This is a genomic window from Desulfovibrio sp. 7SRBS1, from assembly GCF_049723905.1.
In the GTDB taxonomy this organism is placed as follows: domain Bacteria; phylum Desulfobacterota; class Desulfovibrionia; order Desulfovibrionales; family Desulfovibrionaceae.
This window is the reverse complement of sequence record NZ_JBJKFD010000001.1, coordinates 1,968,053-1,989,651: the sequence shown is the minus strand read 5'-3', so window position 1 is coordinate 1,989,651 and position 21,599 is coordinate 1,968,053. Positions and strand designations below refer to the sequence as shown.

Sequence of the window (21,599 nt, the reverse complement as noted above, 5' to 3'; positions counted from 1 at the left end):
CCGCCGGATACACCATGAGAACCCCACCGGAACCCATACGCGTAAGCGTTGCCGACACCAAGGAGCGCAAACGCCGTCAGCGCGAGCTCTGGCTGGCTGTTTTCGGTATCGTGGTCATCGCGGTCATGACTGTGGTGGAACTCAAATACATTGGCATCAATTCCTATCTTTTTCTGGTTCTCTTCAATCTCAACATCCTCCTGATGTCCGTTGTCCTGTTTGTGGTTATCCGCAACATGGTCAAGCTGATGCTGGAACGGCGGCGCAAGGTCCTGGGGTCGCGGTTGCGAACGCGGCTTGTGATGTCCTTTATGCTGCTTTCGCTCATCCCGACGCTGCTGATGTTTTTTGTGGCCGTAAAGTTTGTGCAGACCAGTGTGGACTATTGGTTCAAGAGCCAGGTGGAAAGCTCCATGGAGCAGTCCCTGGAAGTGGGCCGGGAGTTCTACAGCCTGGCCCAGCGGCGCGTGAACAACCTGGGGCTGAGCATCATTGCGGACGTGCGCGGGCGCAAGTTCGCCTGGGGTGGCAAGGCCATGGATTCCCTGCTGGAAGAGCGCAAGGAGCAGCACCAGCTGCGGCTTATCGGGGTGATAAGCCCAGAGGGAAAACGCCAGAACTGGCATGCCGATCCGGCCTGGGACGGCATTTGGGAGGCGGTGGATGTTACTGTTCCCTGGGAAACCCTGGCCGAAGACCCGCGTTTTTGGGGAGACATCCGTTCCTTTTACAACACGGACGCATCCGTGGGCGTGGTGCCCGTGGATGAAGGCAAGACCGGCTTTCTGGTGCTGGGCGAGGACCTGGGGCCGGGGCTGCTGGACAAGCTCAACCAGATTGTTGTGGGTGTGGAGGAGTACAAGAAGCTGCGGACCCTCAAGTCGCCGCTCAAGGGGATTCTCTACCTGACCCTCGGCCTTATGACCCTGAGCATCATTCTCGGTTCCATGTGGTTCGGCTTCCGCTTGGCAAAAGAACTTTCCGCCCCCATCCAGGCCCTGGCAATAGGCACCCAGCGCGTGGCAAGGGGGGATCTCTCCGTGCGCCTGGACGACAAGTCTTCGGATGAAATGGGCGTATTGGTGCAGTCGTTCAACCGCATGGCAGAGGACCTGGAGCAGAGCCAGGCCAGCATCCGCCACGTGAACAGACACCTCAATGACAAGAACGCCGAGCTTGAAGCGCGCGGCAAATACATCGAGGCCGTGTTGGACAACATCACGGCAGGCGTTATTTCCTTGGACGAAAAAGGGCGTGTCAGCAAGGTGAACACGGCGGCCGAGACCATGCTGGGCATCGACGCTGACGAGCTGACCGGAAAATTGCCTGTGGATCTGGTGCAGGGCGAGTATGCCGATCTGGTCGGTGAGGTAGCCTCCCAGCTGGCGATCAGCCCGGACACCACCTGGCAGCGTCAGATGGAAATTCCCGTGGGCAGCCGTCAGATGACCTTTCTCGTCAATGCGGTTTCCCTGAAAACCGACGACGGACGCGACGCCGGACTGGTGGCCGTGTTCGAAGATATTACCGAGCTGGAAAAGATGCAGCGGCTGGCCGCATGGCGTGAAGTGGCTCGGCGTATCGCCCATGAAATCAAGAATCCGCTGACGCCCATCAAGCTTTCGGCCCAGCGGCTGGAACGCAAGTACGGCCCCTCCATAGACGACAAGGTTTTCGGCGAGTGCACCGGCATGATTGTGCGTCAGGTGGAGCAGATGCAGCAGATGGTGAAGGAGTTTTCGGTTTTTGCCAAACTGCCCGAGGTTGTGCCCCAGCCCGGCGACATGGCGGACCTGCTGCGCGAAGTGGTGGGGGATTTCCGCCACAGCCACCGCTTCATTGAATGGGATCTGACCGTGCCCGAGCAATCGGCAATAGTGCGCTTTGACCGCGACGGCATGAGCCGGGTGATGATCAACCTGCTATCCAATGCCGCCGACGTGCTGGAAACCGCCTACAGGGCGGAGCATGGTAACGACAGGGACGAGGACGCCCGGCATGGCCGGGTGGAGGTGGAACTGAGCTACGACACCATCCTGCACCATGTGCGCATCGAGGTTCGGGACGACGGCCCCGGACTGAGCGACGATGAACGTTCCCGCATTTTCGAGCCGTATTTCTCGCGCAAAAAGGGCGGCACCGGACTGGGGCTGACCATTACCCGCTCCATTGTCACGGACCACTACGGATTTATCCGGGTGCGGCCCAACCAGCCCAAGGGGACGATTTTTGTGATTGAGTTGCCGGCGGGGTAGGGGGCAGCAGCTGGAAACAGCTGGCAACAGCTGGCGAGTGGCTGGCGGCTGCGCGATTTTTCCCCGTGGCGGCGTTGCAAAAAGGAATTTGGGGCCGGGATGGAGCGCAAAACTCCTATCCTCGCCCCCAAATTCCCTTTTGCGCCTTGCCACGGACAAAACTTACGCAGCCGCTGGGCGGTAGGGTGTGAATATTTCAGGAGAACAGGATAAATATTCAGTTATTGTAAGAAGAGTCACTTTGGGGCTGGAACGAAAGTTTCGGCCTTTTTTTATCTACGGCTTGAAATATTGATAGATATCCTCCCAGGCACTCGAGCCCTCGGCCTCTGGCGTGACAGGCTCCCAGCCATTCTAACGATTTGAGAATATTAGCCGGTTAGGTTGTCCCGCAGCCTCCACATGCTCAGGAGATTCCATAAATTTTGTGTCCCGCCACTCTCCAAGCAAGACAGTCTCCACAGACATCCAAGGCCTGCGGAGCAATTCTCGATGTCCGCATTTAAGGTTCATGCCCCGGTTAAGAACAAAGGTAGAGTCAAAGAAGCCTACTTTCCCTTCATTGCAGCACGCGTCGCGAACGCAATAATTGCAATACCGCCAAGTACCAATACGATTATCACGGTCAAGGGCAATTCCCGTTCGTTTGTCCGTTCAAGGGGATGGTTCCAGAGCGCTGAAGCTCCAACCATCGCCAAAGCCCCGCCAAGTGTGGCACCCAATGCTTCCAATCGGGCAAGTAGCGGAGACATGGGGCTGGGAGAGACGGGAAATATCAGCCCCAAATCTGCAATATAAACCATGGAATAGAGTAGACCCGAGGCCATGGCCAGCTCGAAACCGGTATTGGTTAAAGCAATGCGCCACGCGAGCACGAAACTGCCCAGGCCCAGGATCGTAAGGAACAGGTTAAACGCGCCAAGGGTCAATTTAGAGTAGGCGCTGAAATCTCGCGTCTCAACAAAACCTCCGGGGATCATTAGAGCCATATTGACTGCCGAGACAATCAGCAGCGCGACAGTGAACACTTCTGAAATTAACATAAGTTGTCTCCTTAAGAAGTAATTGGACACCGGGCTGTCAGGTCGGCCAGTCGATCAGGCGGTGCAAGCATGGCCAAGAGCATCTGGGTGATGACACCGTTGATTGTGCGGACTTCAGTCGGTTGCAATTGGTTGCCGTGGATTGCGAACCAGTGATCGGCCTCGCGCATGGCTGAGAATGCCAGGGCAGCAATCAGATCAAGCGGCAAATCATCGCGCACGGCGCCACTCTGCTGCCCCGAGATGAGCCACTTCCGTAACCAATTGAGCAAACGCTTTTGCAGGCCTGGAACTGCCATTTCCGCAGCGGCTTCCCGGTGAATTCCGCGGGCGAGTTCGGCAAATCGCGGATTTGCGCGAAATGCACTGGAAACATTGGCGATTATTTCAGTAGTTTCCTTCCAGAACTCGGTAGCTGACGCGCATACGAGGGGAGGATGCACATCAAGCTTTACGACAAACTGTTTAAGCGCCCGTTCGACTACGGCACGATAAAGAGCCTCCTTGTTGGCAAAGTAGTAGTAAAATTGCCCCTTGCTTGCCTTTACCGACGCCAAAATTCGGTTAAGAGACGCTTTCGCGAAGCCCAAGTCACGAAATTCCTGTTCTGCCGGATCCAGCCATCGTGCCTTGTCCACTTTCGAAAGTGCCGCAAGGCGTTGGTTGGTGTCATTTCGTAAGCCCAAGGAACCCTCCTCTGACCTAATAGGGTCATTTGCATGAACGACGAAAAAACTTTTAGACCACTGGTCTAGAGGTGGCAAGACGTATTCCGGGCCTAGGCGATGCAGCACACGAAGCGTACCACAAACAAGCAATAATCGCCGTGGCGCAGTCATTCTACTATCTGAAAAATGGAAAAAGAATTTTTCTGGTCCGGTCTTTGCGTCTAAAGAAAAGGTTCATCTCCCAATTCCGGGAAAGGCGGCTCTGACTTTCAGGAAAAAGTATTCGTCATCCATGAAGCCGTAGCCCATGCGTTTGATCACCTTGATCTTGTTGTTGATACCTTCGAGCAGGCTGGTATGGAGCGGATACCGGCAGTGTGAAATGATCCCGTTGATGTATGGCTTGTGAGACGCTTGGCGAATTTGATAAACGGTGCAACTCGGCTCTGCATTGCGCGGCTGTACCAGCCTTTCCAGAACCTCCTGGCGGCCTTGGGATATCGATAGTCCCAGAGCCGTTTCAAATCCTCCTTGAGTACGTAGACCTTCATCAGACTTCTGTTGGCCTGGAGCAAATCATAAAGTCGAATTCGGTCTTCCTGATACGCAAGGTTTTTCTTGTTGCGCAGGAGCAACCAGCGTGAGCCCTTGACCACTTTGCGACCTTGCTTGTCATTTTTGAGTTTGTTGGCCTCGTCAGCTCGGACACGGTCCACGACCTCGCGCCCATACTTGGCTACGACATGGAAAAGGTCGTAAACGATCTCGGCATTCGGACATTGCGCCCCTACCTCGGCGGCATATGCGTCGTTCATATCATGGCGCAGGACTGCGCCGATACGATATCCTTTCCAGCCACCCAACAACCGAGTAATCTTGCTCTTGGACAACGGTGTCCTCCTTGTGTCTCTCGAAAGTGTAGGAACTGTCGAGATTACGGAGGGTTGCCGTTGTCCTCAACTTTTTATGGACCCCGGAATTGGGAGATGAACCTTTTTTTGTTCGAGTCTTGGCTTTATATAGATGGAGGAGTATATCGACTACAAATCCAGTCTAAACGCTATAAAGGTTCAGTGAGACTAGGGCAATTCGAGATTTCAGAGGAGCCATGGTCGCAGAGTAGGCAAAGGACTGTTTATTACAAGTGGGAATTTTACACGAGACCCAACCCAAAAGGCACCCGCAGGGCTCACCGATTGACTTGATTGATGGTGATGACCTCGTTGAAATGCTTAAGAAGCTTCGTCTGGGAGTTAATGTTAGGAGGGGCGAGGAAGTTGAAGTCGATAGCCGATGGTTTGAGAAAGTATAAGCAATAAGACGAAGATTATGGAATTCAATCACCCAGAATTAAAGCCTGATTTCGAGTACCATTTCAACTCTATACCCGAAAGGGACAGAGAATATGCAGGGTGTCAGATTAGTGTGAAAGATGTGCTTTGTGCTCATTACCACATAGTTGACTATTTCTATCATTCCAAAGAGTCAGAAAAAAGAGTTGGAGGAATTGGCCCTAAAGACATAAATATGCTTTGCTCTGCTGTCGCTCGACAGTGCTGGTCTGAAGACTCTTTTGAAATATGCGCTTCACTCCTATATGGTTTAATCCAAAACCACCCTTTCCATGACTGCAATAAGAGGACTGCCATTCTAACTGCTTTTTTCTATTTACGGACAATGAATAGAATACCAAGTGTTGCACACGCAGCATTTGAAAAGCTTACTGTGAACATTGCCAGGAACAAACTGGTCAACTACAAAGAATACAAAAAGTATCTAAAAAAAGAGAATGGGGAAATTAAAGTTATCGCAACATTTTTAAAACGGAAAACAAGAGCAATAGAATACGACAAACCGACGATTACATATAATGAGTTAAATTCAATACTCCATGCGAATGCCATTAGCCTTGAAACCCCATCCAAAGGCTATATTGATGTAATCAAAATTGAAAAAGTCAAAAAATACGGATTCATCGGTTCCACGAAAACGACAAAAAGAAGATTAGGACGCATGATCTTTCGTGGTTGGTCAAGAGATGTCGAACCCGCTGGACTTGATCGGGTTCGAAAGATGACAGGACTCACATTAGACCAAGGTTTTGACTCAAAGACCTTCTTCAGAGGAGCTGAATCGCTACCTAATTTGATTGAAGAGTATAGTGAGATGCTGAAAAGGCTTGCAGACCAGTAACCAAATCCTCTCTATCTGAATGCGCATGGATTAAGCAGGATCGAGAGTTTCATTTTTTGTGATTTTTAAATCTACTTGCAATAATAGAAAGTATTTTTTTCTATTAAATAACTTCTGAAAAATAAATGGAAACGCCATTGGAACTAATGGGCGGAGCGACAAACCAAGGATGTTTCAGTGTTATCAGCAACTATACCCACACCATCCCCAAGCCACGTAGATTCGTACCTCGCGAAATGGGATACAATGGAAAATTATGTTTCTCAAGAAAGCAGCCTGAGAAAGCTCTTCACGGTGACCTACCCAGAGAACAAAGAGCTTGATGATGTTTTGATTAAGGTTTGCTCTTTGAATGACTTCTATAGCACAAATATTTTTTCACCGTTCGCAGTAGCTAAACACATCATAGCTCTTAATATAGACGCTAGGCTTAAAGCAAACGACCTCAGTATGGTAAATGTGATCGCCATTACAAAAATTGGAAAAAATCAAAGAAATTTTTACTCATTTGCTACTAAGTATTGCAGCCACCATAAACCTGAAACGTACCCTATTTTTGACAGCTTTGTTGAGAAACTGTTGATGTACTTTAAGAACAAAGACAAATTTAGTGAGTTTAAGAAGGCTGATATGAAGTCATATGAAAGATACGTTTTAATTCTTAAGGATTTCAAAATGTTTTATGGGTTGCAAAAGTACACACCAAAACAGATCGATAAGTATCTTTGGCAAGCAGGGAAAGAATATTTTCCCAAACAGTACTGATAGTATAGATAACTAAATAAAAGTCCCCACCCACTGAGCAAGTGAATCCGAGATGATATGCGGATTTAGCCGGAAGCCGTGACAACTCACACATTCCCTCCTACTCTCTTACTACCCCAAAATAGAACGCGGCTCTTAACCTAAACGATTAAGAGCCGCGTTCTATTTTCGAGAGCCAATCCCTTACTTCTGCTTGTTTTCCTTGAGCGACCCTGTCCACATTTCGTACCGGAACAGGGTGCAGGGAATCTTGGCGTTGTAAAACGGCGCCCTGGATTTGGAGCGCAGGCCGATATGCTTTGCCAGAAGGCGGCTGCCGGTAAAAATGCCTGCAATATATCCGCTGCACTGGTGTTTGAGAAAATCGCCCAGGGCCGCGTAAATTTCTTCCAGATTTTCCTGGGTGCCCAACCGTTCGCCGTATTCCGGGTTCACCACCACGGCCCCCGGCGCGGGCGGCACCTCGGTTTCCCGAAAATCGCACACGGAAAATTCAATGGCGTCGGCAAGTCCGGCCTGCTCTGCATTGTCGCGGGCCGCTTCAATGGCCAGCGGGTCGATGTCCGTGGCAATGATGCGGGCCGGTGGCGTGGGCAGCATGGCCTTGCGGGCTTCGGAGCGCATCTCTTCCCATTTCTCCTGGTCGAAATCCAGCAGGTGGCGGAAGGCGAAGTCCTGGCGCAGCAGGCCCGGCGCGATGTTGCAGGCCATGAGTCCGGCTTCGATAGCCAGTGTGCCGCTGCCGCACATGGGGTTGATGAAATGTGTGTCCGGCTTCCAGCCCGTGCCCAATATTACGGAAGCGGCCAGGGTTTCCTGCATGGGCGCGCGGTGGGGACGGGTGCGGTAGCCTCGTTTGGGCAGGGGCGTGCCCGTGGTGTCCAGAAACAGCTCGGCCTTTTTGCCACGCCAGTAGAGAAATATGCACACGCCCTTGCCTTCGTCCGGGCCGGAGTCTGGGCGGATTCCGTTGTTGGCCATGAAGCGGTCGGCGATTGCGTCCTTTACCCGCACGTTGGCAAAGCGCGAGTCGCGGATGCTGGGGTGCGAAACATTGCAATGCACGCTCAGGTAGCCGTCCGGGCGCATGATCTCTTCCCAGGGCATGCTGTTGGTCTCGTTGTAGACCATGTCCGGGTGCATGGCGCCGAAGCGTTTGAGGCGGTAGTGGACCCGGTGCCCGCAGCGCAGGTGCAGGTTCAGGCGCATGCAGTCGGCAAGGGTTCCGGTGGTGCGTACGCCCGCGTCGAGTTGCTCTGTGGCGTAGCCCAGCGCCTTCATTTCCTGTTCAAGATATGGTGCCATGCCTTTGGGGCAGGTGACGAGGATGGACGAATTGATGGAAAGAGTGAACATAATGGCCTTGGGTTTGTTGTTCGTCTGTTTGCGGGGGCCGTTGGACCAGTTATGTCCGTTAGGCCCAGTTAGACCGTTCAGCCCGTTCAGCCCGCTCAGAAAATCGGGGGTGTTGTTATCATGCGGTGCAGTGCCGAGGCCAGAGCCTTTGAAAAAACGTTCATATCGCAGACGGGCGAGGTCGTGAACCGCTGGCGCAGGTTGTGGCGTAATACGGCCAGACGGTCAAGGTCTTTGCTCAGGGCCTCGCACAGGTCGGCGTATTCCTCCGGCGTGTCGGTCACCAGTTCGGAAAGCCCCGCCTCGGTCAGCACGCTGCGTCCCATCCTGCCCGCAAAGGTCGCTCCGGACAGGCTCACCACGGGCACGCCCATCCACAGGGCGTCGCAGGTAATGGTGCCACCGTTGTATGGAAACGGGTCCATAGCCAGGTCGATTTCCCGGTAGGTGGCATAATAGTCACGGTGGCTGCTGGCCGGGCGCAGGTCCAGCCGCGTGGGCTCCACACCCAATTTCTGAAAGCGTGCGGCAAAGATGCGGCGCACGGCAGAATCGCCAAATGGCTCGGATTTGAGCAGCAGACGCGAATCGGGAATCCGGCGCAGAATCTCAGCCCATAGGGCAAGCACATCCGCATTGAGTTTGGCCGTGTCGTTGCAGCAGCCGAAGGTGATATGCCCGGCACTGCGGGCAGGCAGTTCACTTGCCGGGAGTATATCATACTTCGGTGGCGGATAGCAGAAAAAACATGCGGGCAGACGCAGGGGGCTTTCTGTATAAAAAGGTTCACTTTCCGCAGGCAGTACGTGGCTGTCGGCAACAATCCAATCCATGGCGGACAGGCCGGTGGTGTTGAAGTAGCCCAGCCAGAGCGCCTGGACCGGGGCGGGACGCAACGCCATGACACCGGGGCGGCAGTTGGGGCTCAGCCCGGACAGGTCCAGAAGCAGGTCGGGTTTGTGCCGGGCAATGGTCTGGGCCGCCTGCTCGTCGCTCAGGCAGCGGATGTCGGAAAAACTGCGGGCCAGGGCCGTAAAGCGTTCGGTAGTGTCGTCGTTGAACGGATTGTTGGAAAAACAGTGCAGTTCCAGCCGATCGCCGAACAGCTCTTGCAGCGCGGCCAGGGCGGGGTAGAGAAAAAAGCCCACGGCGTGCGACCGGAAGTCGCCTGAGAGCAGCCCCACGCGCAGAATCGAGCCCGGTTTGTGCCGGGCAGGCGGGGCGCCTGTGGGGCCGGTGGGAGCAGTGGGGCCGGTGGAGGTGGTAAAGCGTTCGGCCCAATCCTTGGCCTCGGCCAGAAAGTCGGCAGGCCGGGAACCGGGAATGTAGTGGCGGAAGAAAAGTGCTGTGGCGGCTGCCGTGGCATTGGCCGGATCGGCGGCTGCGGCCTCGCGGTACATGGCAAAGGCCTGTTCCACCTGGCCGCGTTCCTTGTACAGCATGGCAAGATTCATGCGGGCGGCGGTCATGTTCGGGACCAGTTCCAGGGCGGACGCATAGTCGTCCATGGCACCTTCGGAATCGGCCAGTTCGTGGCGGGCATTGGCCCGCAGAAAAAATGTGCGGCCCGCCAGAGGGTGACCGCTTGGAATATTCTGCAACAGCTCGGGAACGGAAGCGAATTTTTCCAGATGGTACAGGCTTTCGGCCAGGGCGTGGCATAGCGGAAAATCGTGGGGAAAGCGGCTCAACCCGGCCTGCGCTGCGGTGCGGCAGTCCTCCCAGCGTCCGGCCCGGTGCAGGGTGGTGCACAGGTCGCGGATAAAGGCGATTTCATCGGGCATAAGGGATGCGGCCCGCTGTTGAAGATCCGCAGCCACGTCCAGCTCGCCAGCCTGCGCCATGAGTACGCCCAGCAGATGCAAGGCGTGGGCGTTCCCTGGTTCTTTTTCGAGAACAGCCTGGTATGCGGCGTGCGCCTCGTTCCACTGCCCGGCGCGGTGCAGGCGCAAGGCGTGTTCAAGGTCCGGGGCTGTGGCGTTGCTGTCCATTCTCTGTGTTTCCCGCGTTTGGTTGTCGCACCCTTTGCGGCATTGGTTCAATGTATGTGTATTCCCCGGACGCTGGAGTTCAACGCCCGGGGAATATGGTTACTGCTTGTCGCTTGTCTCGCCCGTCGGATTGCCAGTCGGATTACTTGCCGTGCCCGTCGAGTCGTTTGGAGACGTTGTCAGGCTTTCCAGCAGGTCCACGGCCGCAGCCGGATTCACGCTCACGCTGGCGGAGGTGCTCGTCTTGGTGGTGGTTTTGGTAACTGTGCCGTCGCTGGATACTGAGGTATGGCTTTTTTCGTTGCTGTTCTTCCAGGTCTTTTTCGGACCGGGAAGGGCCGAGGCCCCTACCTTGGCAGCTCCCCAGGCGGCTTTTTCCTTGTCCATCTTGCCGATGTCCAGGCTTTGCGATTCCTGCGCTCCCGTACTTCCGGTTGCCGTGGTTTTCACCTGGGCTTTGGCATTTGCCGGGGCATCATTGGGCACCAGCTGCACGGAGACGGCCGAGGGCTGAAGAATATACGCCTCGCCGGTTTTTTCCTGCGAGTCGATGGAATCCACGCCCGCCATCACGCCCATGGCCGGATTGTTGAAGAACGTGCCCTGGTTCACACCGGTCTGCAGGGCGTTGAGGATGGTCTTGTCCTGCTGGTACTGGCGTTTGATGATCACGTCGTGCTGGCGGTAGCCGTCCTTGAGCAGGGTAAGGATGTGGTCCTTGTTGCGCGGCAGGTCCACGCTGCACGGGCTGGTGCAGGTGGCGTTGCCGTCCACCAGAACCTGTGCGCCGATGGGTGCGGTGGAAACCGGAACGCTCTGCATGGCGACCTGCGGTGCGCAGGCCCCGGCCAGCAAGGAAAAACAAACGATAATGAAAAAGGAAAATCCGCGTTGCATGCACTCCCCCCGAAGTGGTTGATATGGAAACGGTAAACGCAAAGACGGTACCACCAGTTTGATTACGATATGCAATCTGGCAGGCTGCTGGCAAAGGCGCAGGATTCAATGTGCCTGTAGTAAAACCCAATCCCGACGCATAGTTGCAGATACGCGAGGGGTGGAGTTTACGAAACGACTGTACCTTTGCCAGCAGCTTGGAACTTGTATGACATATCCGTGATGGGAGCAACGGGACGCGGTTCCGGCGAAACGTGTATGAAACGCCCGGTGCAGGGCTGTGTTCACGTACCGGGGAATCAGTTCTTCGGGGGCTTCTCGCTGAATTTGGTGCGGATGGCCTTGATGACGTCGAAGACCTGGAAAAATGCCTCCACCACGTCCGGGTCGAAATGGCGGCCCGATTCTTCGCGAATGATGGAGAGCACCCTGCCGTCGTCCCAGGCTTCCTTGTAGCTGCGCCGGGAGGAAAGGGCATCGAACACGTCGGCCAGCCCGGTGATGCGGGCGGCCAGGGGAATGTCTTCCCGTTCGTGCGGTTGGCCGCAACGCGTCACGTTGTCCAGATCGCAGTCTATCCTGCCGGGGTAGCCTCCGCCTGCCCATTTTTCGTGGTGGAACAGGGCTATTTCGTAGCTCATGCGGTCCAGGTCGCTGGTGGAGTTCAGGAAAAGCTTTGCTCCGAACACGGTGTGCAGCTTCATCACCTCGTATTCGTCTTCCGTGAGTTTGCCCGGCTTTTTCAGTATTGCGTCGGGAATGCCCACCTTGCCCACATCGTGCAACATGGCCGCCAGACGGATCATGTCCTTGGTCTGTTTTATCGTCTTGGCGTTCTCCCCTTTGTTCAGGGCCCAGCGGTGGTAGATTTCCGCCGAGTAGGCTCCCACGCGCTGGACGTGCGCCCCGGTTTCCAGCGGATCGCGTAGTTCGGCCATCTTCATCATGCGCAGGATGAGTTCGCGGGTCATTATGCCGCGCTCTATGGCAACGGAGGCGCTGTTGGCAAAGAGCGGGGCGTAGGTTTGGCTGTCCTGGCTGAAAGGAACGCTTTTGCCTGTGCTGTCCTTGGCATTGATGAGCTGCATCACCCCGACAAGTTTGTTGCGGAAGGTCTTGAGCGGGATGGTCATTATGGAGGTGGTGCGATAGCCCGACGTTTCGTCGAACGATTGGTTGAAGGAATAGGGCCGTTTGGGCGAGATGTCGTAGGCGTCGTCGATGACCAGAGGGGTGCCGGTATGGGCCACGTAGCCCACGATGGATGTATCGTTTATGGGGATGGAAAAATTGGAGTAGACTGCCGTGGTTGTTTCGTCCGGCTCGCACAGGGTATCGTTGTGTACATAGCTGAAATTCAGCTTGTCGTTTTCCACCAGGAATATGGAACCGGCGTCGGCACAGCACATGCGTCTTGCTTCCAGGAGAATACGGTCCAGAATAGTGTCCACATCCTTGTAGGAGTTTAGCTGTTCCGTTGTTTCCAGGATTTTTTTGACAAACTCGTTGCCGTTTGTATGCAGGACGCATTCCATAGGAAGGAGTAGCTCCGTTTGTAATTATTGTTTACCTAGAAATAGTATGCATTGTTCCCTTGTAAAAAGCCAGTGGGGCTCATTATAACTTATCTCCGATCCGAATAATCGGAAATGAAAAGGGTCGATAGGGAGGGGTATTATGCGCGGGTTGCTGACATGGCTGGGGGTGGCTGCCATTTGTTTGGGATGGTCGCAGGTTCATGCCCAAACGCTGGAGTTGGACGGGGACATGCGCTCCAACGTGGCCTTTGAGCTGAAGCAGGATATCACTCTTCCCGGAGGTGCAAAACGGGTGAGTGCCAGCTTCGTGGTGCCGGACGAGTTCGTCTCCCCCACGTTTGTACAGAAGATACACGATTACAAACTGCTGTTTTCCCCACCGCCCAACAGGAAGGACTCCTCCACGGACAAACGGGGCAACCGCATCATCACGGCCACCTGGAACAATCCTCCGGACAAGGTGGACATGACTGTGACCTTCGAGGTCGACAACCAGACCCTGTTGCACCGCCTGGAAACAACAGCGGGGTTTCCCGTGTTCAGCGTGCCTCCGTCCGTAGCGCCCTATCTTGAACCATCCGCGCAGGTGCAGTCGGACGACAGCCGCATAAAGGCCCTGGCCGCGCGGCTGACAGCCGGAGCAGATACCGAATACGACGCGGTACAGAAGATTGTGGGCCATGTGGTGGACCATCTGCGCTATGTCAGCCTGCCGAAGAAATACGACGCCGTCTACTCCATGGGATCCGGCAAGGGGAACTGCCAGAACTTTTCGCACCTCAGCGCGGCCCTGCTGCGGGCCTCGGGCATTCCGGCCCGCATCGTCAACGGCTACACCCTGGCCCGGCCCTATAGTGTGCAGGAGGGGCGGTCCATCTACACCTTTAAATCCGCGGACGGGCGCCATTCCTGGATAGAGGTGTGGTTTCCGGATTTGGGATGGGTGCCGTTCGACGCGCAGAAAACATCTTTTTTCGTCGCCAACCGGTTTATCCGCGTGGAAGTGGGGCTGGACAACAAGGAAACCATCAACGACGGACGCATCCGTTTTACCCGGGCGTCGGCAAACGCCCCGCGGCCACAGTTCAAGAGCGGCCTGGGCGGGGATTTCACGGACGATGCGGTAAATCTGGCCGCCAGAAAGGGCAGTCTGGTTACCGACAAGCTGCTGCTTTTCCCTGGTGTGGAGGCTGTGGCTGCCGTGCAAGCGACCACTCCTCCGGTGGCCGAGCCGTCCATTGCGAAAACTGACGTTGCGAAAACATCAGCCCCAAAGCCTGCCAAATCGGCCCCGGTCAGCCCAAAAGCTGTTGAACCCAAGCCCGCAGTACCCGAGGTTGCCCCGGAAAAACCCGTGGTGCCCAAGGCAGAGCCGAAACCGGTAGAGCCTAAACCTGCCGCACCTGAACCAGTCGCGCCAGAACCTGTCACGTCAGAACCTGCCGTACCGGAAAAAGCCGCACCGAAATTCGTGGTGCCCAAGGCCCCGGCCCCCGAGTTTGTTGGGGGGAAATCCAGTGCTCCCAAGGCCGTGCCCGGTGAAACATCGGCTCCGGACAAGCCCGTCGTGGATAACGACGTAGCAAAGGTGGCTCCCATGCCGGAACCTTCCCAGGTGTCTCAGGATGATGCCCCTGCGCCGTCTCCCGCCCCAGGGAAAACGGTTGCGCCTTCCGTTCCGGGAAAGCCTCTTTGGCCCAACCGTCCGGCTCCTGCTCGGTTCGTCGGACCCGTGGAATTCGGGAATCTGGACTTCCCGGAAAATACGGATTTTACCGACTACGGCACCATGACCCAGGTGGGGGAGGATCAGTTTGAAGTGACCCGCAACTTTCTGGTGGAAAGTGCGGAGTACGTCACCACCAGGGCCACCCAGTACGCACAGGTGTTTCGGGTGAAGCATCCCATGGCGCTGGAAAAAGTGGCGCTTGCCCTGCACCGGTACGGCGGCGGGGGAATGCTCTGGCTCGACCTGTACGAGAACGCGGACGGAGCGCCGGGCAAACTGCTGGCGGCCAGCGAAATGACTGATGTGGTGGCAATGTCCATGGCTCCGGGATATCGCTGGCAGAACTTCGATTTCGGACGGGAGCGGCCCGTGCTGCGGCCCGGATATTATTGGCTCGGCCTGGGCTTTGCCGGGGACCCCATAGTCAACTGGTTCTACACCTTCGGCAAGCCCGAGGGACCGCTTTGGGGCACCCGCAGCAGGGATGTGTTCGACGAAGAATGGAGCAGTTCCCTGGGCTACGAGTTCAACTACCGTGTGCAGGGGGAAAATTTGCCTCCCGACCATGCCCAGGCGAGATAATGTAAAAAAAGGTTAAAGTTTTTTCATGATTGTCCGAGAGAAATGATGTGCGGATTTTGCACATGTATTACCCATGGGGCCAAGGATGCGCCCCAAATGGTCGGCCCAAGGACGGAGCCGGCCGCGCGGCATGGAGGTCGTGAAGATATGGGAAACGTCATTTCGTTGGACGACTACCGTAATTTCAAGTTAGCCGAGGCGCAGGAGACGGGGCCCATAGCCCCGCCCCCGGTACTGAACCGTAGAGACATTGTGGAGCGCGATTTTTCCCAGTTCGAGACCATTCTTTTCGGAATGCTCAAGATCAAGGAAATAATGGCCCACCATCTCTACTACCACGAGGACTGGAAACATTACCTGCTCTGCATCCTGGATGCTGTCTGCTATCCGGATCGCAGAGGTCCGGACACGTCTCTGGATGAAAATCTTGAGTTGTTCAAGGGCTATATCGCCCAGGAAACCACCCCGGATAATATTCGGGACTTCAGCATGGTGCTGCTTATTCTGGACATGATATCGTGCTCGCCGATTCTGTCGCGCGTGCGTCTTGTCCAGGCCGGATTCGGGCAGCCCGCTCCCGTGGGGCTGGCGACTTTACTGGAAAAATGAAACGTTTGTTAAAAGAGACCCCGCAAGAGTCGTTCCCAGTGGGATGGTTCCTGGGGGGCCTCTTTTGATAAAAAAGTGTGCTTTGGGAGGATTTCTAGTTATTCCTTGAGGTTATATTGAAGTTCTTGCTTTTTTTGTCATCTGTGTCTATACAATAGACTACCATTGGATAAGTCTACGGAAAAGGGCTTCACAGCCTGCCCCAGACAACGCCAATCTCACTACCTCTTTGCGTATTTCCGTTGCTTTCAATCGGGAAAGATTACGCCAGGGGGCTTCTATTATTGCCTTTTGGAGGAAACAAATCCATGACCCGTAAAGACAGAACAGAAGGGATTTATTCCCGGCGCGAAGTGCTTGATGAAAGCGAACGCAATCAATACAATCTCATTCAGCTTAAAGAGCTTCTCACCTACGCCTACCGCTACAGCGAGGACGTAAAAAAGCGTTTTGACCGCGCCCAGTTTCAGGCCGAAAAGTTCAAAACACTGTCCGATCTCAAGCACATTCCCATTCTCAAGAAAAAGGAACTCATCTTCCTGCAGTCCATGGGTCCCCGCCTGGGCGGACTGCTCACCAAGGACCTGGGCGAACTGCGCCGCATCTTCCTTTCTCCCGGTCCCATCTTCGACCCGGAAGACCGCAGCGAAGACTACTGGGGATGGACCGAAGGCTTCTATGCCGCCGGTTACCGGAGTGGCGACGTGGCTCAGATCACCTTCAACTACCACCTGACCCCTGCCGGTCTGATGTTCGAGGAACCCCTGCGGAACCTCGGCTGCGCCGTTGTGCCTGCGGGCCCCGGCAACACCAGCAGCCAGCTGGAGATCATGCAGAAGCTGCGCGCCACCGGCTACGTGGGCACGCCCAGCTATCTGATGCACCTGGCCCAGAAGGCCGAGGAGCAGGGGCTGAACCTGCGCAAGGATCTCTTCCTGGAAGTCGCCTTTGTAACGGGCGAAAAGTTTTCGGAAAAAATGCGCTCCACCGTGGAAAAGAAGTTCGACCTCATCATGCGCCAGGGCTACGGCACGGCGGATGTGGGCTGCATCGGCTACGAATGTTTCCACAAGACCGGGCTGCACATTTCCAACCGCGCCTTTGTTGAAATCTGCCACCCCGACACCGGCATTCCGCTGAAGGACGGGGAAGTGGGCGAAATCGTGGTAACGGCCTTTAACAAGACCTACCCGCTCATCCGTCTGGCAACGGGCGACCTGTCGTACATCGACCGCGCCCCCTGCGCCTGCGGACGTACCACGCCGCGCCTGGGCAACATCGTGGGCCGCGTGGACACCACCGCCCGCATCATGGGCATGTTCGTCTACCCGCACCAGGTGGAACAGGTCATGTCGCGCTTCGAAGAAGTGAAGCGTTGGCAGATCGAAGTCACCAACCCCGAAGGCATCGACGAGATGACCCTGCACATCGAAACAAACAACTTCAAACGCGAGGACGAGCTGCTGCACATCTTCCGCGAGAAGATCAAGCTGCGTCCGGTGCTTAACGTTGTTGCGCCCGGTACGCTGCCTCCGCAGATTCGTCCCATCGAAGACAAGCGCAAATGGGATTAATCAAAACCGTTCGCCTTCTTCTGCTTCTTACCGCCGCCCTGGTCCTGGCCTCTTGTGCCGGGACCGGGCGTGCGCCTACCGGCCCAAAGCCGATATCCACTCCGCAAGCGGGCTCCAAGGATATGGGGTCGTCCGCTAGAACATCCGAGCTTCCGCTGCGTGGCAGTCTCACCGACCCTCGGGGCCGGGCCGTAGACATCACCCTGTTCGACACAATGGCTGCCAAGGCCGATTACATCCTGGTCGGTGAAGGGCACAGCAACCGCTGCGACCACCGCATGCAGATGCGTTTCATCGACCGTATGGGCAGTGCCGGGGAAATGCCTGTCATCGGGCTGGAGATGGTTTCTACGGATCAGGCCTTTATTCTGCAGCAGTTCAACCGGGGCGATATTGCTCTGGACGACCTGCCAGCCGAGTTGCGCTGGAAAAACACCTGGGGCTATCCGTTCGACCTGTACCGGGGCGTGTTTCGGGCCGCGGAAATCTACAAGCTGCCCGTGGAACCGCTCAATGTGCCGCGCAAGGTGGTGCATGCCGTAAGCCGCCAGGGAGTGGACAATCTGGACGACGAACTCGCCGCCTACCTGCCCTCACGCATTGTTCCGCCTCCGGCAGAGCAGGTCGAAAGCCTGCGCGCGTCGTTTTTGGCGCACAAGAACATGCCGTCCATGACCAATGCCACCCAAGGTGATGCAAAAGACGTTGAAAAGCCTGCTGAAAAGGCTGATGCAAAGGCTGCTGAAGAGAACGAACACCTGGAGCGTTTTGTGCTGGTGCAGTCGCTTTGGGACAGCAAAATGGCGCAGGAAGCCGTAGCCGCGCACAAGCGCTACAACCGGCCTGTGATCATCCTGGCAGGCGGGGGCCATGTGGAATTCGGCTGGGGCATTGCCCACCGGCTGAAAATTTTCGATCCCGGCGCAACCATCCTGACCATCATGCCCTGGCGGGGCGGCGAGAATGAAATCGGCAGCGCCGACCTTTTGTATTATTGCCCGACCAGCCACCGCAGCAGCCGGGGCATGTCCCTGGAAGAGCGGAACGGCATAGTGGTGGTTTCCGACATTGTTTCCGGTTCCAAGGCCGACAAGGCCGGACTGCGGCAGGGCGACATTGTGCGCAAAGCCATGGGCGATCCTGTCGAGGCCCTCTCCGACCTGCACAAGGCAGGTATGAAGGCCTTCAAGGAAAAGTCCGAACTTATTTTCAGCGTGGAGCGCGACGGCGAGATGATGGATATTGATCTGGGCAAGGTGGGGGAATAGCTGCTTCATGCCCGAACTTCCCGAAGTTGAAACCATAGCCCGTGGACTGGCCCCGGAAATCGTGGGCCGTACCATCGAGTCTGTTGACGTGCGTTACGCAAATGCCACGCGCATGGGGGCGGACGAGTTCGCGCGCCGTGTCACAGGCTGCCGGGTGATAGCTGTGCGTCGGCGCGGCAAGATGCTGCTGGTCGATCTGGCTTCTGCGACTCCCTCCAAGGCAGCGGCATCACCTGAGACCACTGATATCACGGCAGACATGCACCTTGCCGTGCACCTCAAGATGACCGGACGGCTGTGGGTTCCGCCCTGTGGCGATCCCGCCCTGACCGCGCCGGACAAACACACCCACATACTTTTTTCCCTGTCCGGCGGCTGTGCCATGCAGTTCAAGGACGTGCGCAAGTTCGGCTGGTGCCGCGCCATGACGGATGCGGAACTGGCAGAGTTGGATTTTCTGTGCACCCTGGGGCCGGAACCTCTGGAAATGTCGGTGGAAGACTTCGTCATCGCATTCAAGGCGCGCTCCGGGGCCATTAAAGGCGTGCTTCTCAACCAAAAGATCATCGCGGGCATCGGCAATATCTACGCGGACGAGTCTCTGTTTCGGGCCGGAATAGCCCCGCATACCAAAGCATCACAGGTTTCCCGCAAGCGGCTGGCCGAACTGCACCGCCATTTGCGCGAAGTTCTGCTCCAGGCCATTTCGGAAAACGGCTCATCCATTTCCGACTACCGCAACGCCCACGGCGATTCCGGAGCCTTTCAGAACCGCTTCAACGTCTACGGCAAGGGCGGAGAGCCTTGCCCAAGGTGTAAGACGAAGTTGGCGGTGCGGAAGGTGGCGGGGAGGACCAGTACTTACTGCCCATCTTGCCAGCGTTAGGGGGCTGAAAAAGGCCGGATAACTTCGTTGCGGCGCAGAATTCAAATCCTCGCGTACATGAAGAGTACGCGTCGTCATGAATTCTGCTTGCGCCTCGTTCTCCAACCTTTTTGAGCCCCCTAATTTATGATGTTGGCTGAAAAAGGCCGGATAACTTCGTTGCCGCACAGAATTCAAATCCTCGCGTACAGAAGAGTACGCGTCGTCATGAATTCTGCTTGCGCCTCGTTCTCCAACATTTTTGAGCCCCCTAATTCAATGTCGCTGAAAAAAGTCAGATAACTTCGTTGCTGCACGCCTTGCTTTCGTACCGTTCTGAACAGCCTTTCGGCATTCTTTCGACATTGAGTGTGCTAAAAAAATATTTCTTTTAGGCCCTTCCGTGTTTTTGTTTTTTCCGGCAGTCCTGCCGGGGAAAACAAAAAACACGTGATGCGGGTCCAGGGGCATCATGCCCCTGGCGGAGTCCAGAGGCAGCGCCTCTGGTTCCCTTTCTTTCGTCCTTTCCGTACTTGAACCAAGCCGTACTCCGGTCTATAGCACGTAATATTTACTAGAAACATCAGCCGGGAGAGAGAATACATGCGTGTTGGAAGGTTTTATTGTGAGCTGACCATAGGTTCGTCCATCGGCCATCTTCTTCTGTGGTACCTCATCATCATCTGCACACTCGGTCTGGGGAGCTTCCTGTACCCGTATGCCCTGGCAAAGTTCGTCATCAACAAAACGTGGATCATGGAAGGTGACAAACCTGTGGGACGGCTGCGTTGCGATTTGGATATTCCTTCGCAGATCGGCCATGTCCTTTTGTGGATACTCCTCAGCATCGTAACGCTTGGTTTGGCGGCGCTGATCTTTTTGTACCGGGTGGGTTGTATTGTGGCCAACGATACCGTGATTGAACCTGTCCGGTAGAACGGTTTTCTATTTCAAGGAGTTGCGTTCCGGGAGGGGGTTGATGTGACGTTCTTTTGACCTGGAAAACGGGCGGGAGCCCCGGCACAGTGGACTTTTCGGCAGGGCTGGGCCAGGATGCCTCGGTTATTGGAGGCGTTTTCGATGTCCCAGTTTGATTATGATGCGATTGTTGTTGGTGCCGGTCCGGCGGGTTCCAGTGCTGCGAGTGCTCTTGCGGGTGAGGGGTTGCGTGTTGCCGTATTCGACCGCGACCGGTTTCCTCGTTCCAAGCCGTGCGCCGGGGCGGTTTCCCTGCAGTGTCTGCGTTGGTTGGAGCACGATCTGCCGCCGGAGCTGATTCACCGAGAGTTTTACGGCGGCCTGCTTTGTTTTGAAGATTCCCGGCTTGAAATCCAGCACGACTACATGGCCGGGGTTCTGGTGCGGCGCAGCGAGTTTGACGCCCATCTTTTGTCGCGTGCTGTGCAGAAGGGAGCGGTTGCCCATACGGGAACGCCGGTGCTGGATGCCGGGGACAAGGGCGACCATGTTCTGGTCCACACGGCAGAGGGAGATTTTCGGGCTCGTTATCTCATTGTTGCCGAGGGGGCTTCGGGCAGGCTCAAGCAGCTGGTGCGTCCGGCAGCCACGCCGGACCAGGTGATGTTTTGCTTGTGCGGGGAGGTTCCCGAGGTGGAGGACACCGGCATGCGGCCGGGGCCTTTGTCGTCGCGTGCGCCTCTGGTGCTGCACTTTGGGTTGTGCAGAATGGGCTACGGCTGGATTTTCGGCCAGCCCGGCCGGGTCTCTGTGGGCATAGGCGACAAGATGTCCACCTTTGCCGAGCCCAGGAAGGTGTTATCGGACTTTCTCTCCGGCCATGGCGTGAAACTGCCGGACAAGCTCTACGGCCACAAGATTCCCTTGGGCGGATTTCGGCGGCCGGTGGCCGAGGGCCGGGTGCTGCTGGCAGGCGATGCCGGGGGCTTTACGGACGCGATGCTGGGCGAGGGCATAGGCTATGCCGTACGTTCGGGCCAGATAGCCGCCGGGTGCGTTGCCGAGAGTGTGCTGCATGGCGGCGACACGGGAACGGCAGCCCGCTACACCAAGATAGTCGGGCGGGAGATAGGCCGCGCCCTGGGCCATTCCCTGTTGCTGGCACGGGCCATGGAGTGGATGCCGCGCTGGCTGTTGCGCGCAGTGCTTACCGATTCCGCGGCCCTGTCCCGTTATATTGACATTTTGGCTGATCGTGTGTCCTATGCAAACTTCAATTTTTGGCTGGTGCGGCGTTTTCCGCTGTACCTGCTGCAGACTGCCTGCCGGGCGCTGCGTTCCAAGTAGG

The 21,599-nt window shown here is 56.0% G+C and carries 16 protein-coding genes and 1 pseudogene; 10 read left to right on the top strand and 7 right to left on the bottom strand.

Translation table 11 applies throughout. The annotated features are described in order from the left end of the window. Window positions 1-14: 14 nt before the first annotated feature. Window positions 15-2,255 (top strand): ATP-binding protein, encoded by a 2,241-nt coding sequence (locus ACI0FJ_RS09185; RefSeq protein WP_424302153.1) that lies wholly within the window; start codon window positions 15-17, stop codon window positions 2,253-2,255. Window positions 2,256-2,803: 548 nt separating this feature from the next. On the opposite strand, the gene ACI0FJ_RS09180 is transcribed toward ACI0FJ_RS09185, so the two are convergent. The 3 genes and pseudogenes from ACI0FJ_RS09180 to ACI0FJ_RS09170 form a co-directional block, all read right to left on the bottom strand. Next, the gene (locus ACI0FJ_RS09180) at window positions 2,804-3,298 is read right to left on the bottom strand and encodes a hypothetical protein (protein WP_424302150.1); all 495 of its coding nucleotides are present in this window, start codon (window positions 3,296-3,298) and stop codon (window positions 2,804-2,806) included. Between the two features lie 11 nt (window positions 3,299-3,309). Next, entirely contained in the window at window positions 3,310-3,984 is a 675-nt protein-coding gene (locus ACI0FJ_RS09175; RefSeq protein ID WP_424302147.1) for a TetR/AcrR family transcriptional regulator, read from the bottom strand. A gap of 216 nt (window positions 3,985-4,200) precedes the next feature. Further along, a pseudogene (locus ACI0FJ_RS09170) lies at window positions 4,201-4,808 on the bottom strand (ISL3 family transposase); the annotation flags it as partial. Between the two features lie 487 nt (window positions 4,809-5,295). Here ACI0FJ_RS09170 and ACI0FJ_RS09165 point away from each other — a divergent pair. Together ACI0FJ_RS09165 and ACI0FJ_RS09160 are read left to right on the top strand one after the other, a co-directional pair. Further along, window positions 5,296-6,159 carry a type II toxin-antitoxin system death-on-curing family toxin gene (locus ACI0FJ_RS09165; RefSeq protein WP_424302144.1) on the top strand — a complete coding sequence of 288 codons (864 nt, stop codon included), beginning with the start codon at window positions 5,296-5,298 and terminating at the stop codon, window positions 6,157-6,159. A gap of 177 nt (window positions 6,160-6,336) precedes the next feature. Then, a complete protein-coding gene (locus ACI0FJ_RS09160; RefSeq protein WP_424302141.1) occupies window positions 6,337-6,924 on the top strand; it encodes a hypothetical protein in 588 nt (195 codons plus the stop codon). 183 nt (window positions 6,925-7,107) lie between these two features. Here ACI0FJ_RS09160 and ACI0FJ_RS09155 read toward each other — a convergent pair whose 3' ends face one another. The 4 genes from ACI0FJ_RS09155 to ACI0FJ_RS09140 form a co-directional block, all read right to left on the bottom strand. Then, a complete protein-coding gene (locus tag ACI0FJ_RS09155; RefSeq protein ID WP_424302138.1) occupies window positions 7,108-8,280 on the bottom strand; it encodes a THUMP domain-containing class I SAM-dependent RNA methyltransferase in 1,173 nt (390 codons plus the stop codon). Window positions 8,281-8,375: 95 nt separating this feature from the next. Beyond that, window positions 8,376-10,271: a tetratricopeptide repeat protein gene (locus tag ACI0FJ_RS09150; protein ID WP_424302135.1), complete on the bottom strand. Its 1,896-nt coding sequence runs from the start codon at window positions 10,269-10,271 to the stop codon at window positions 8,376-8,378. Between the two features lie 99 nt (window positions 10,272-10,370). Then, window positions 10,371-11,168: a PEGA domain-containing protein gene (locus tag ACI0FJ_RS09145; RefSeq protein ID WP_424302132.1), complete on the bottom strand. Its 798-nt coding sequence runs from the start codon at window positions 11,166-11,168 to the stop codon at window positions 10,371-10,373. A gap of 299 nt (window positions 11,169-11,467) precedes the next feature. Beyond that, the gene (locus tag ACI0FJ_RS09140) at window positions 11,468-12,703 is read right to left on the bottom strand and encodes an HD domain-containing phosphohydrolase (RefSeq protein ID WP_424302130.1); all 1,236 of its coding nucleotides are present in this window, start codon (window positions 12,701-12,703) and stop codon (window positions 11,468-11,470) included. Between the two features lie 142 nt (window positions 12,704-12,845). Between ACI0FJ_RS09140 and ACI0FJ_RS09135 the strand changes: the two genes are divergently transcribed. The 7 genes from ACI0FJ_RS09135 to ACI0FJ_RS09105 all read left to right on the top strand — a co-directional run bounded on the left by ACI0FJ_RS09135 (window position 12,846) and on the right by ACI0FJ_RS09105 (window position 21,598). After that, entirely contained in the window at window positions 12,846-15,017 is a 2,172-nt protein-coding gene (locus ACI0FJ_RS09135; RefSeq protein WP_424302128.1) for a transglutaminase domain-containing protein, read from the top strand. Between the two features lie 147 nt (window positions 15,018-15,164). After that, the gene (locus ACI0FJ_RS09130; RefSeq protein WP_424302125.1) at window positions 15,165-15,626 is read left to right on the top strand and encodes a hypothetical protein; all 462 of its coding nucleotides are present in this window, start codon (window positions 15,165-15,167) and stop codon (window positions 15,624-15,626) included. Between the two features lie 308 nt (window positions 15,627-15,934). Beyond that, window positions 15,935-17,200: a phenylacetate--CoA ligase family protein gene (locus ACI0FJ_RS09125; RefSeq protein WP_424302122.1), complete on the top strand. Its 1,266-nt coding sequence runs from the start codon at window positions 15,935-15,937 to the stop codon at window positions 17,198-17,200. After that, window positions 17,191-18,468 (top strand): ChaN family lipoprotein, encoded by a 1,278-nt coding sequence (locus ACI0FJ_RS09120; protein WP_424302119.1) that lies wholly within the window; start codon window positions 17,191-17,193, stop codon window positions 18,466-18,468. Before ACI0FJ_RS09125 ends, ACI0FJ_RS09120 begins: the two co-directional genes overlap by 10 nt. Before the next feature lie 7 nt (window positions 18,469-18,475). Next, entirely contained in the window at window positions 18,476-19,354 is an 879-nt protein-coding gene (gene mutM, locus ACI0FJ_RS09115) for a bifunctional DNA-formamidopyrimidine glycosylase/DNA-(apurinic or apyrimidinic site) lyase (protein WP_424302116.1), read from the top strand. 582 nt (window positions 19,355-19,936) lie between these two features. After that, the gene (locus ACI0FJ_RS09110) at window positions 19,937-20,269 is read left to right on the top strand and encodes a DUF6693 family protein (RefSeq protein ID WP_424302113.1); all 333 of its coding nucleotides are present in this window, start codon (window positions 19,937-19,939) and stop codon (window positions 20,267-20,269) included. Between the two features lie 144 nt (window positions 20,270-20,413). Then, window positions 20,414-21,598: an NAD(P)/FAD-dependent oxidoreductase gene (locus ACI0FJ_RS09105; protein WP_424302110.1), complete on the top strand. Its 1,185-nt coding sequence runs from the start codon at window positions 20,414-20,416 to the stop codon at window positions 21,596-21,598. Window position 21,599 lies beyond the last annotated feature (1 nt).